12 protein-coding genes are annotated in these 11856 nt (G+C 70.6%); 7 read left to right on the forward strand and 5 right to left on the reverse strand.

Translation table 11 applies throughout. The features are described from left to right. Position 1 precedes the first annotated feature (1 nt). The 3 genes from V5E28_RS04515 to V5E28_RS04525 all read right to left on the reverse strand — a co-directional run bounded on the left by V5E28_RS04515 (position 2) and on the right by V5E28_RS04525 (position 4160). On the reverse strand, positions 2-1831 hold the full coding sequence (locus tag V5E28_RS04515) for an ABC transporter substrate-binding protein (RefSeq protein WP_336205067.1): 1830 nt from the start codon (positions 1829-1831) through the stop codon (positions 2-4). 159 nt (positions 1832-1990) lie between these two features. Then, the gene (locus V5E28_RS04520; protein WP_442945769.1) at positions 1991-2914 is read right to left on the reverse strand and encodes a zinc-dependent alcohol dehydrogenase family protein; all 924 of its coding nucleotides are present in this window, start codon (positions 2912-2914) and stop codon (positions 1991-1993) included. Between the two features lie 34 nt (positions 2915-2948). Then, a complete protein-coding gene (locus V5E28_RS04525; RefSeq protein WP_336205069.1) occupies positions 2949-4160 on the reverse strand; it encodes a M20 metallopeptidase family protein in 1212 nt (403 codons plus the stop codon). Positions 4161-4221: 61 nt separating this feature from the next. On the opposite strand from V5E28_RS04525, the gene V5E28_RS04530 reads away from it, so the two are divergent. Both V5E28_RS04530 and V5E28_RS04535 read left to right on the forward strand, forming a co-directional pair. Continuing rightward, entirely contained in the window at positions 4222-5016 is a 795-nt protein-coding gene (locus tag V5E28_RS04530) for an HAD-IIA family hydrolase (protein WP_336205070.1), read from the forward strand. Between the two features lie 25 nt (positions 5017-5041). Next, a complete protein-coding gene (locus V5E28_RS04535; protein WP_336205071.1) occupies positions 5042-5665 on the forward strand; it encodes a hypothetical protein in 624 nt (207 codons plus the stop codon). On the opposite strand, the gene V5E28_RS04540 is transcribed toward V5E28_RS04535, so the two are convergent. Further along, on the reverse strand, positions 5628-6095 hold the full coding sequence (locus tag V5E28_RS04540) for an NUDIX hydrolase (protein WP_336205072.1): 468 nt from the start codon (positions 6093-6095) through the stop codon (positions 5628-5630). The genes V5E28_RS04535 and V5E28_RS04540 overlap by 38 nt on opposite strands. Before the next feature lie 79 nt (positions 6096-6174). On the opposite strand from V5E28_RS04540, the gene V5E28_RS04545 reads away from it, so the two are divergent. The 3 genes from V5E28_RS04545 to V5E28_RS04555 are packed head-to-tail and all read left to right on the forward strand — an operon-like array spanning position 6175 to position 9711. Then, positions 6175-7098, forward strand: coding sequence for an acyl-ACP desaturase (locus tag V5E28_RS04545; protein ID WP_336205073.1), 924 nt, complete (start codon positions 6175-6177; stop codon positions 7096-7098). 9 nt (positions 7099-7107) lie between these two features. Beyond that, positions 7108-9069: an ABC1 kinase family protein gene (locus V5E28_RS04550; RefSeq protein ID WP_336205074.1), complete on the forward strand. Its 1962-nt coding sequence runs from the start codon at positions 7108-7110 to the stop codon at positions 9067-9069. Between the two features lie 12 nt (positions 9070-9081). Beyond that, the gene (locus tag V5E28_RS04555) at positions 9082-9711 is read left to right on the forward strand and encodes an NADPH-dependent FMN reductase (protein WP_336205075.1); all 630 of its coding nucleotides are present in this window, start codon (positions 9082-9084) and stop codon (positions 9709-9711) included. Between the two features lie 50 nt (positions 9712-9761). On the opposite strand, the gene arfB is transcribed toward V5E28_RS04555, so the two are convergent. Continuing rightward, positions 9762-10169, reverse strand: a complete 408-nt coding sequence (gene arfB, locus V5E28_RS04560; RefSeq protein ID WP_336205076.1) for an alternative ribosome rescue aminoacyl-tRNA hydrolase ArfB — start codon at positions 10167-10169, stop codon at positions 9762-9764. 200 nt (positions 10170-10369) lie between these two features. On the opposite strand from arfB, the gene V5E28_RS04565 reads away from it, so the two are divergent. Both V5E28_RS04565 and V5E28_RS04570 read left to right on the forward strand, forming a co-directional pair. Continuing rightward, entirely contained in the window at positions 10370-11236 is an 867-nt protein-coding gene (locus tag V5E28_RS04565) for a hypothetical protein (protein WP_336205077.1), read from the forward strand. After that, positions 11233-11814, forward strand: coding sequence for an HAD family hydrolase (locus V5E28_RS04570; protein WP_336205078.1), 582 nt, complete (start codon positions 11233-11235; stop codon positions 11812-11814). Before V5E28_RS04565 ends, V5E28_RS04570 begins: the two co-directional genes overlap by 4 nt. Positions 11815-11856: the final 42 nt, after the last annotated feature.

Here is an 11856-nt window from a genome sequence, read left to right on the forward strand (position 1 = left end):
ACTACTGCTTCGACTTGATCATGCCAGCCTGGATCCACACCCCGGAGAGAAGCACCTTGGCACCGGAGCGGAGAATTTCGTCGTCCTTCGGCCAGCCGGTGAAGCGGCTGTTGTTGACGAACTGGTTGTTGACGTAGTCCCAGAGCTGGATGACCGGCAGATCCTGGTTGGCGGCCTTGGCCAGCTTCGCCATGATCGGCTTGGCCTCCTCCTCGGTGGCCGAGTTGAGCTGTCCGGTCAGCTCACCGGGGTTGACCTTCTCGCCGTCGACCTCGATCTCCTCGGGGCCGCCCATCCAGTTGCCGCCCTTGCCGGCGGGGGAGTGCGCGACCTTGCCGGCGACGTTGGTCCAGCCGTTGGAGGTGCCGTAGAGCCGCTGGAAGATGTCGTACGGCGCGGGGCCGAGCGCCATGAGCCAGAAGCCCACGTCGTACTTGCCCGCGGCCAGCTCCTCAAGGTAGAGCGGGTAGTCGGTGGTGGTCACGACCTCCGCGTCGACACCGCCCTTGATCAGCTGGCTCTTGATGTTCTCCTGGGCGGACAGCCAGTCGGAGAAGCCGGACGGCGCGTGCATGGAGACCTTCCACGGCTTGCCGTCGGCCAGGGTCCACTTGCCGTCCTTCTTGGTCAGCCCGGCGGCCTTGAACTCCTCCTCGGCCTTGGCCACGTCCGTCTTGTACGGCTCAAGCTGCCCGAGCGCCTCGGGGATCCACGCCTGGGCGGCCTTCTGGTGGATGCCGCTCGTGGTGACCGCCGCGGTGCCGCCCTCGGAGGAGGCGACCTTGGTGACCTCCTCGCGGTTGATCAGGTAGGCCAGGCCCTTGCGCACGTGCACGTTGTCGTAGGGCTTCTTGGACTGGTTGAACGCCATGCCCACGGCCACCGGCGAGTAGCCCTTGATGACCTCGCTGCCCGGGGCCGCCTTGATCCGGTTCATCACGTCGGGAGGGGCGGCGACGAAGCCGGAGTGATCCAGCTTGCCCTGGGTGAGGTAGTTCCAGATCTGCTCGTTGCCGGTGTAGTTGAGGAACTTCACCTGGTCGGGGGCGACGTTGGCGGCGTTGAAGAAGCTCTTGTTCTTGACCAGCAGCGCCTCGCCGGGGTTGACCCGCTCCAGCACGAACGGGCCCGCGGAGACGTCCTTGGGCGGCGCGAAGGCGAGCACCTTCTCGCCGAGGGCCAGGATCTCCTCGCGCGCCTTCTCCGCGTCGGCGCCCTCAGCGCGGGAGGCCTTGAGCTTGTCCCAGAAGTCGGTCGGCAGCACGCTCGACCAGACATGCGCGGGCAGCACGATGGTGTCGAACACGCCCCGGGCGAACTTGGGGCTGGGATTGGCCATGTCCTGAGTGATCTTCAGAGTCGTGTTGTCCACGATGGTGACCTCGGCGGCGGCACCCGCCGCACCGGGGGTGATCGAGAAGGCCGTGCTGCCCTGGGTGTAGGCGACCCCGATGGAGAACTTGACGTCCTCGGCGGTGACGGGCTTGCCGTCGGACCACTTCGCGTTCGGCTGGAGCTTCAGCGTGATGGCCGAGTTGTCTGGCGCGATCTCCCAGCTCGCCGCGATGCCGGGCAGGGCCTGGTTGGGATCCGTCAGGTGGTTCTTGACCCACGCGATGTTCATCGCGTTGTAGCCGACGAACGAGTTGCCCTTGGGCGCGTACGGGTTGGCCGGAGCCGACGGCTCCAGGCCCGGCCGGTTCACGTCGATCGTGGTGAAGAGCCCGCCGCCGCCACCCGAACCGGACTCTTTGGGGGTGCTGCCGCCGCCGCTGCACGCTGTGACGGCGGCGAGGCCCGTCAACGCCACTACCGCTGCTAGTCGCTTCATGTACCGCTCCGGGGATGCTCGGACCTGATGAGGATCTGTGGGGTTGACCGGACACTACGGTCACGTGGGGATTGCGTCAATAATCTCCAGTTGTTGTGAGGCTAATGTAACTTTCCTTCATTGCCTCATGCGATGGCGCTCGTCTCCACGGCCGGGTCATCAGCCTAGGCGGAGCACGGCAGCACCGTTGACCTGCCCGTTCGCCAGATCGGCCAGCGCCCGGTCCGCGTCCTCGAAGGCGTAGGGCACCGTCGCCACGGCGGGCGGACGCGCCGCCGCCAGATCCAGATAAGCCCGCCCGTCGTCCCGCGTGTTGGCCGTGACGCTGCGCAGCGTCCGTTCCTGGAACAGGTGGCGCTCATAGTCCAGCGGCGGCACGCCGGTCAGGTGGATCCCGGCGACGGCCAGCGTGCCGCCCCGGTCCAGCGCCTCCAGCGCGACGGGCACCAGGTCCCCGCTGGGCGCGAACAGGATGGCCGAGTCCAGCGGCTCCGGCGGCCGGTCCCCGGCCGAGGCCGCCCCCAGCTCCAGGGCCAGCTCCCGGGCCGCGGCGGAGCGGGTGACGACGTGCACCACGGCCCCCAGGGCGATCGCCGCCTGCGCGGTCAGGTGCGCCGACGCGCCGAACCCGTACAGGCCCAGCCGCCCGCCTGGCGGCAGGTCGCAGCGCAGCAGCGCCCGGTAGCCCACGATCCCCGCGCACAGCAGCGGCGCCAGCCGCTCGGCGGGCACGTCCTCGGGCAGCGGGTAGACGTACGCCTCGGGCGCCGTCAGATACTCGGCGAACCCCCCGTCGGCGTCCCAGCCGGTGTAGGCCGAGGACGGGCAGAGGTTCTCCATGCCGCGCAGGCAGAAGCGGCAGTGCCCGCACGTCCAGCGCAGCCACGCCACCCCCACCCGGCCCCCGTCGCTCCCGTCCGGCCGCACCACCCGCCCGACCGCCTGGTGGCCCGGCGACGTCATCGCCCTGTGCGGCTGCAGGTCCCCCTCCGCGAGGTGCAGGTCCGTACGGCACACGCCGCACGCCTCGACGCGCACCAGCACCTCGCCGGGCCCGGGCACCGGGACCGGCCGCTCCACCATCCGCAGCGGCCCGGACCCGATCGGCCCGGGTCGGTCAACCGCCCAGGCCCGCATCGGCCGCGGCCAGCCTCGAATGGGCGAGCGAGGCGTACAGCGCCGCCCCGTCCGTGAGCACCGCGTCGTCGAACATCGCCTCGGGGGAGTGGTTGTACGCCGCCGTCGCCGGATCCCGGTCGGGCGGGCAGGCGCCGAGGAAGACGAACGCGCCTGGCACCTCCTCCAGCACGTACGAGAAGTCCTCCGAGCCCATGACCGGCTGCGGCGACACGAAGTAACGACCGGGCCCGAACAGCGCGTCCGCCGTCCGGCCGGCGAAGTCGGCCTCGGTGGGGTCGTTGACCGTCACCGGATAGCCCATGCCGAACGACGCCTCGACGCCCAGCCCGTGCGCCGCCGCGATGCCCTGCACCACCTCCACCAGCCGGCGCTTCACCAGCACCCGGTTGCCCTTGCTGAAGGTGCGCACGGTCGCCTCGAAGCGCGCCTCGTCCGGGATGACGTTGTCGGTCGACCCGGCGTGGAAACTGCCCACCGTGACGACGACGGGATCGAACACGTCGAACGTCCTGGTGACCATGGACTGCAGCGCCGCCACCATCTCGCAGCCCGCCTGGATCGGGTCCTGCGCCCGGTGCGGGCTGGAGCCGTGCCCGCCGCGGCCCTTGACCGTCACCGTGAACACGTCGGCGGCCGCCATGATCGGGCCGGACCGCGAGGAGAACAGCCCGGGCGGCAGGATCGAGGAGACGACGTGCATGCCGTAGGCGGCGATCGGCGGCGTGCCCGCCGCGTCCAGGACGCCTTCGGAGATCATGTGCTTGGCGCCCTCGTGGCCCTCCTCGCCCGGCTGGAACATGAAGATCACGTCACCCGCGAGCTCCTCGCGCCGGGCACTCAGCAGGTGCGCGGCGCCCGCCAGCATCGTGGTGTGCAGGTCGTGGCCGCAGGCGTGCATCTGCCCGTCGGTCTGGGAGATGTACGGCAGGTCGTTGCGCTCGGCGACGGGCAGCGCGTCCATGTCGCCGCGCAGCAGGACGGCCGGACCCGGCCTGCCGCCCCGCAGGACGGCGGTGATCGAGGTGAGGGCGGATCCGAGGGTGATCTCCAGAGGCAGCCCGTCGAGGGCGGAGAGCACCTTCTCCTGTGTGCGCGGCAGCGTGAGGCCCAGCTCGGGTGTGGTGTGCAACGAGTGGCGGAGCTGGACGAGCTCGTCCCGCATGTCCAGCGCGGATTCGGTGAACGACATGAAGAACATTCTTCACGTACCAGGTGGGAAGTCGATATGCCGCGCTCGGTACGATGGCCGCGTGACTGAGCGTAGGCGGATCGACTACTGGTTGTCCGACATGGACGGCGTCCTCGTGCACGAGGGGCGGCCCGTTCCCGGGGCCGACACCTTCATCAAGCGGCTCAGCGAGTCGGGCATGCCCTTCAGGGTCCTGACCAACAACTCCATCTACACCCAGCGCGACCTGTCGGTGCGGCTGTCCGGCGCGGGACTCGACGTGCCCGCCGATTCCATCTACACCTCGGCGCTGGCCACCGCCCAGTTCCTCGACGACCAGCGGCCGGGCGGCTCCGCCTACGTGATCGGCGAGGCCGGGCTGACGACCGCGCTGCACGCGGCGGGTTACGTGCTCACCGACCTCGGCCCCGACTACGTGGTGCTCGGCGAGACCCGCACCTACAGCTTCACGCAGATCACCCGTGCCATCCGCCTCATCGAGGCCGGCGCCCGCTTCATCGCCACCAACCCGGACCCGATCGGCCCGTCCACCGAGGGGTCGCTGCCCGCCTGCGGCGCCGTCGCCGCCATGATCACCCGCGCCACGGGCGTGGAGCCGTACTTCGTCGGCAAGCCCAACCCCCGGATGATGCGCAGCGCGCTCAACGAGATCGGCGGCCACAGCGAGTCCACGGCCATGATCGGCGACCGGATGGACACCGACATCGTCTGCGGCATGGAGGCGGGCCTGTTCACCATCCTCGTGCTCAGCGGAGTCACCCAGCGCCACGAGGTCGAGCGCTTCCCCTACCGGCCGTCGATGGTCGTCGACTCGGTCGCCGACCTGATCGATCTGGTGGAACCTGCCGGAAGCTGACAGGTACGGGTGGCAGGCTGCTCTCATGACCCGTATCTACCTCGAGGCCGGGCCGAAGAAGGTCTTCGCCTGCTCGCTGGACTGGCCAGGCTGGTGCCGGATCGCCAAGGGCGAAGAGGCCGCCATCGACCGGCTCATGGAGTACGTCCCGCGCTACGGTGCGATCGCCGCGCGGGCGGGGCTGGCGTTCGAGCCCGGCGACCCGGTCGTGGTCGCGCGCGTGGCGGGCAGCGACATGACGGACTTCGGCGTCCCGTACGAGGTGCCGGAGCTGGACCTGGAGCCGTTCGACGAGGCGACCGCGCGGCGGGAGGTGACGCTGATGCGAGCCGCCTGGGAGATGTTCGACGAGGTGGCCGCCGGCTCGCCGGAGGACCTGCGCAAGGGCCCGCGCGGCGGCGGGCGCGACCTGACGAAGATCGTGCACCATGTCGAGGACTCCGAGCGCGCCTACGCCCGCAAGATCGACGTGCGGCACCGGCCGTTCAGGTCACGCGAGGACAGGGAGGCGATGCGCGCGGAGCTGGCCGAGGTGCTGTCCCGGGCCTGGCAGCCGCCGCCGACCACCGGCTGGCCGCCGAGCTACGCCAGGCGGCGGGTCATCTGGCACGTCATCGACCATCTGTGGGAGATCGAAGACCGCCGATGAGTCGCGGCAGGGCCGTGATGTGGACGGACAGGTAGGCCGCCACCGCCTCGGGGATGAGGTGGCGTGAGGTGATCTCCGACTCCGCGAGCGGGACCCGCTCCACCTCGTAGACGCCGCGCGAGGGGTCCTCGAACTCGGGGCCGTGGCGCAGCGCGGGATCCATCGTCAGCAGGCGGCAGCCGTACACGTGCTGGGTCTTGACCTCGCCCTGATAGGGATAGGTGACCGTGGTCAGCGGGGTGACGGCGGAGACGGTCGCGCCGAGCTCCTCCAGGAGCTCCCGGTGCAGCGTGTGCTCCAGCGTGGCGTCCTCCGGCTCCACGTGGCCGCCCGGCACCGACCAGTAGACCTCCCGGTCCGGCACCGTGCGCCGGAAGATCACCAGGCGGTCGTCGTGATCCAGCAGGATGCCCCGAACACTGGGTCGCATGCCCCCACCCTATTTGACCTGTATCTCCTTCCGGTAATCTAACTTACGGTGCCGTAACCTTGAGGGAGAGGATCCTTGCATGGCGATGACTCAGACGCAGCTGCTGCACGAGCTCGAGCCGGTGGTGGCCGGGGAGCTCGACCGCCACGAGAAGGTGGCGAAGGAGTGGTTCCCCCACGAGTACATTCCGTGGAGCCAGGGGCGTGACTTCGACGGCATCTACGGTGGCGAGGCGTGGCAGGAGGGCGACTCCAAGCTGCCCGAGCCGGCTCGCGTGTCGCTCATCGTCAACCTCCTGACCGAGGACAACCTGCCGAGCTACCACCACGAGATCGCCACCACCTTCGGCCGCGACGGCGCCTGGGGCACGTGGGTGCACCGCTGGACGGCCGAGGAGGACCGGCACGGCACCGCGCTGCGCGACTATCTGACCGTGACCCGCGCGGTCGACCCCGTCGCGCTGGAGCGGGCCCGCATGGTGCACATGCAGAGCGGCTTCATCACCGACTACGACACGATGCTGCAGCAGCTCGCCTACGTGTCGTTCCAGGAGCTGGCCACCCGGATCGCGCACCGCAACACCGGCAGGGCCTCCGGTGACGAGGGCTGCGAGCGGCTGCTCGCCCGCATCGCCGCCGACGAGAACCTGCACATGCTCTTCTACCGCAACCTGCTCAAGGCCGCCTTCGAGCTGGACCCCAACCAGACCATGCGGGCCGTGACCGACGTCGTCACCACCTTCCAGATGCCCGGCTCCAACATCGAGGGCTTCACCCGCAAGGCCATGATCATCGCCCACGAGGGCATCTACGACCTGCGGCTGCACCTCGACGACGTGCTCATGCCGGTGCTGCGCCAGTGGGCGGTCTTCGACCAGACCGGCCTGGACTCCGTGGGCGAGCAGGCCCGTGAGGAGCTGTCGGCCTACCTGGCGAAGGCCGACGTCACGGCGGCCAGGTTCGTCGCCCGCCGCGAAGAGCGCAGGGCGCGCGCCATGCGATGATTCGTCCCCATGGATGCTCCTGCCACGCTGCTTGTCGGGCTCGTCTCGTTACTGATGATCTTTGCGCTGGCGACGGCCGCGCAGCGGTTGCTGGGGGTCCGGTTCGGAGTGATCCGGACCTTCCTGGCGGGCTTCCTGGCCTTCGTCCTGGCCGAACCTCTGGTGTCGCCGATCCTGGGCTCGTTCGGCGGCACCGGCGTGGACGACGATCCGGGCATCGGGCCGATGTGGGTGCTGTTCCTCGTCGTGATGTGCATCGTGCTCATTCCGATGGTCATCCTGGTGATCGCCGAGGCGCTGGTGCCGCCGGGGTCCATCCCGGGGCCGCTGGAGTTCCTCCGGTCGCTGCGCGGCCGGATCTCCCGGGCCAGGCGCTACTCGCAGATCACCAGGATCGCCGTCAGGCACGGGCTCGGCCCCTACCTGCGCGGCCGGGGCGACCGCCCGGAGGACCGGCCCGGCAAGGTGCGGCTGGCCCGCTCGCTGCGCGAGGCGCTGGACGACGGCGGCGTCACCTTCGTCAAGCTCGGGCAGGTGCTGTCCACCAGGCGTGACCTGCTGCCGCCCGAGTTCATCGACGAGCTCGGGCGGCTGCAGGACCAGGTGGCGCCCGAGCCCTGGGAGCGGATCGAGCCCGTGCTGGCGGCCGAGCTGGGCGGGCCGGTGGACCAGGTGTTCGCCGCGTTCGACCGGACGCCGCTGGCCGCCGCCTCGATCGCGCAGGCCTACACCGCCCGCCTGCACACCGGCGAGAGCGTCGTGGTCAAGGTGCAGAGGCCCGGCATCGGGCCGACCGTGGCCAGGGATCTCGACATCGTGCGGCGGCTGGCCCGCACGCTGGAGACCAGAACCCGCTGGGGCCGCTCGCTAGGCACGCGCGACCTGGCCGAGGGGTTCGCGATCGCCATCAGGGAAGAGCTCGACTTCCGCGTCGAGGCGGTCAACATGGCGGCGGTGGCCGCCGGCGACGGGGGCGCCGTCACCTACCCGGCGCCGGTCACCCCCCTGTGCACCGAACGGGTGCTGGTCATGCAGCGCCTCACCGGCGGCCCCCTGGCCGCCGCCTCCGCCGAGCAGGGGCCGCGCCTGGCCCGCGACCTGCTCGACTGCCTGCTCAGGCAGATCCTCGTGGAAGGCGTCTTCCACGCCGACCCGCACCCCGGCAACCTCATGCTGCTCGACGACGGCACCCTCGGCCTGCTCGACTTCGGCTCGGTCGGCCGCCTCGACGCCTCGATCCGCTCCGCCCTCCAGCGCTTCCTGCTGGCCATGAACCGGCAGGACCCCCTGGGCGTCACCGACGCGCTGCTGGATGTCGTGCCGAGACCCGAGGAGATCGACGAGGCCGCGCTGGAGCGGGCGCTCGGCCGGTTCATGGCCAAGAACCTCGCGCCCGGCATGAACGGCGTCCAGATGTTCACCGACCTGTTCAAGATCGTCTCCGTGCACGGGCTGTCGGTCCCGCCCGAGGTCGCCGCCGTCTTCAGGGCTCTGGCGACCCTCGAAGGCACGCTCGTACGGCTCTCGCCCGGCTTCGACCTCATCGGCGAGGCCCGCTCGTTCGCCGGCCGCTATCTCACCGAGCGGCTCGACGGCGGCACCCTCAAGGAGGCAGCCACCCAGGAGCTCGCCGCGCTGGTGCCCATGCTGCGCCGCCTGCCCCGCCGCGTGGAGCGCATCGCCAGCGCCGCCGAGCACGGCCGCCTGGGGCTCAACGTGCGCCTGCTCGCCGACGACCGCGACCGCCGATTCGTGACCGGCCTGCTGCACCAGGTGCTGCTGACCGTGCTGGGCGCCACCGCGGGACTGATGGCGGTCCTGCTGCTCGGCACCGACGGCGGCCCCCAGGTGAGCAGGGTCATGGACCTGAGCCTGTTCGAGCTGATCGGCTACAACCTGCTGGTCATCTGCGCCATCCTCGTGCTGCGCGTGCTCATCCTGATCTTCCGCCGCCCCCGCGATACCTCTTGACCCGACGAGCCCGTGCACCCTCTTGACCTCGGGATGGTCTTGGACAACCACGGCATCGGGAAGGTTTCCGACTACCGGCCGTACATCAAGACCTTTGGAGAGTTGCGGGTGAAAGTCATCGGGATCGCCGCAAGCCTCCATGCGGGTTCGTACATCAACAGGCTGCTTGAGGCGATCTGCAGCGAGCTGCCGCCCGGCGTGGCCTTCGAGGCCTGGCAAGGTCTGGGCGAGGTGCCGCCCTACGGCCCCGGCCCCGCGCCCGCCGTGGTGCGCGAGCTGCTCACCCTGGTGGAGGAGGCGGACGCGATCGTGCTCACCGCCCCCGAGCACAGCCTGCTGCCGCCGGAGCTGGACCACGCGCTGGGCTGGATGTCGGCGCGCGGCGGGCTGGCGGGCAAGCACGTGGCCGTCATGTGCGCCAGCGCCCGGGCCTGCGGCGCCATGTGGGCGCAGGCGGAGCTCTACAAGGAGCTGATGACCGCCGGGGCGGTGGTGATCGGTGCCGAGCTCGTCATCTCGCCGGTCTGCCCGCACTTCGACGACGACGGCCGTCTGTGGGCCCGCGAGCTGCGCGCCCAGGTGCGCGAGGTGGTCTTCCAGCTCTGCCCGGCACAGATCAGGGAGCCCGTGCTCTCGGGCTGACCGGCTGCTACCGGCTCGGCGACGGCTCGAAGAGACGCCTCAGGGGCGCTTCAGAGGTCGCGGCGCAGGCGCTTGAGGTCGGAGCGGCGCTTCTTGCCGGCGATGCGGCGCTCGACCGCGCCCCGGCTCGGCTTGGTGGGCCGGCGGCGCTTCGGCGGCGGAGCGATGGCCTCGCGCAGGCGCTGGGCCAGCCGCTGCTCGGCCGCCTCCCTGTTGCGGAGCTGGGAGCGGTATTCAGAGGCGGCGATGGTAATCGTGGGGGAGCCGAGGCGCTCCAGGGCACGGGCCTTCAGCGCAGGGGAGAACGCGGTGCTCGCCGCCACGTCGAAGGTGAGCTCGACCCGGCTGTCGGTGGTGTTGACGCCCTGGCCGCCGGGGCCGGAGGAGCGGGAGAAACGCCAGACGAGCTCGGCGTCGGGGATGACGACCGAGGCGTTGACGACCAGCGGGCCGGGCATGGCGGGGTTCTCCTGATCCTGAAATTCCCTCTAGAGCGAGTGTCACCGTATCTGTCGAACATATGCGCCTACCAACAGCTTTTCCGCGCCCACGCCCGCCGGAGCACGGGCGGGCCAGGTTGACGGCCGGGTGCAAGCGGCGTATGCCAATATCGCGCGGATACTACGGGGCGGAACCTTCGAGCGGGTGGGGAGTGGCTGTGGCGGGCAGTACGGCCGGCAGTGCAGGGGCCAGTGCGGCGAGCGGTGCGGCGAGGATCGTCGGCGTGCACGGGATCGGCAAGTACGACTACTACCTTGAGGCGGGCCGCTCGGTGGCGGGGGCGGCGGAGGCGATGCGCCTCAAGTGGGACCGCTACCTGCAGGCCTCGCTCGGCGGGCCGGGCCGGGCCTACTTCAGCGAGGTGGCCTACTTCTCCCACGTGCTCAAGGAGGACGACGAGCTCGCCGATCCGCGGCGGTTCGCGGCCATGGAGGCCTCCACCCAGCAGGTGGTCTCGGGGTGGGCCGCCAACCTGGGGTTCGGTGAGCACTTCACAGGGGCGCTCAAGTCGTTCACCGGGTGGCTGCTCACCAGGCTCGACCGCAGGTCGGCGGCGTTCGCCGAGCTGTTCGCGCCCGAGGTGGCCGTCTACCTAGCCGACCAGGCGAAGCGGGAACGGGCCCGGCAGCTCGTCGCCGACGTTATCCGGAAAAATCGACCCAAGGTGGTTATCGCGCACTCGCTCGGCAGCGTCGTCGCCTACGAGACCCTCTGGGCCCACCCGGACCTCGAGGTCGACCTCCTGCTCACCCTCGGCAGCCCGCTCGGCATGCGCAACGTCGTCTTCGAGCGCCTCCTGCCCGCCCCCATCAACGGCCGGGGCGAGCGGCCCAAGGGCGTGCGGCGCTGGGTGAACATCGCCGACAAGGACGACATCGCCGCCATCCCGCCCGCCCTGGCGAGCAGCTTCACCGGCGTCGACGTCGAGGAGCTGGTCAACCTGGACTGGATCGACTTCCACACGGCGGAGAAGTATCTCGGCTGCCCGGCCCTGCACCCGCATCTGCGACCATTCCTCGGGTGAACTGGATCCTCTTCGACTACGGCAACGTCCTGTCCCTCGCCCAGCCCGCCGCCGACGCCGAGGCGATGGCCGGCGCGGCCGGCGCCGACCCCGTGGCGTTCCGGAGCCGCTACTGGCAGCACCGCCTGGAGTTCGACGGGGGCTCCCTGAGCCCGGCGGACTACTGGACGCGGGTGGCCGGCAGGCCGCTGGGCGGCGCGGAGGTCGCCCGCCTGATCGACATGGACGTGGCGAGCTGGGCCCATCCCGACGAGGGCACGGTCACCCTCCTGGGCGAGCTGCTCGCCGCCGGCCGCGACGTCGCCCTGCTGTCGAACGCGCCCGCCTGCGTCGCCGACGGCCTGGACGAGCTGCCCTGGATCGCCGGCATCCCGCGCCGCTTCTACAGCGGCAGGCTGGGGCTGGTGAAGCCGGGCAGGCAGATCTACGACCTGGTCGCGCGCGAGCTCGGCGCCGCCCCCGCCCGCGTCGTCTTCGTCGACGACCGCCCGGAGAACGTCGCGGGCGCCGAGGCGGCGGGCATGACCGGCGTCCGGTTCACCGGCGCCGACGCCCTGCGCGAGGTGCTGAGGCCGTAAAAGGCCCGGCCAAATGTCGCCTATGTGACCTATGGTGTGCCG

Source organism: Nonomuraea sp. LPB2021202275-12-8 (assembly GCF_037044575.1).
Lineage (GTDB): Bacteria > Actinomycetota > Actinomycetes > Streptosporangiales > Streptosporangiaceae > Nonomuraea.

Coding starts and splice junctions, on each gene's coding strand:
- V5E28_RS04520 (WP_442945769.1), bottom strand. CDS start 2,914: ATGGTGGAGCGGCCGGTCCCGGTGCCCGGGCCCGGCGAGGTGCTGGTG.
- V5E28_RS04535 (WP_336205071.1), top strand. CDS start 5,042: ATGACCCGTATCTACCTCGAGGCCGGGCCGAAGAAGGTCTTCGCCTGC.
- V5E28_RS04540 (WP_336205072.1), bottom strand. CDS start 6,095: ATGCGACCCAGTGTTCGGGGCATCCTGCTGGATCACGACGACCGCCTG.
- arfB (WP_336205076.1), bottom strand. CDS start 10,169: ATGCCCGGCCCGCTGGTCGTCAACGCCTCGGTCGTCATCCCCGACGCC.
- V5E28_RS04545 (WP_336205073.1), top strand. CDS start 6,175: ATGGCGATGACTCAGACGCAGCTGCTGCACGAGCTCGAGCCGGTGGTG.
- V5E28_RS04550 (WP_336205074.1), top strand. CDS start 7,108: ATGGATGCTCCTGCCACGCTGCTTGTCGGGCTCGTCTCGTTACTGATG.
- V5E28_RS04525 (WP_336205069.1), bottom strand. CDS start 4,160: ATGTCGTTCACCGAATCCGCGCTGGACATGCGGGACGAGCTCGTCCAG.
- V5E28_RS04515 (WP_336205067.1), bottom strand. CDS start 1,831: ATGAAGCGACTAGCAGCGGTAGTGGCGTTGACGGGCCTCGCCGCCGTC.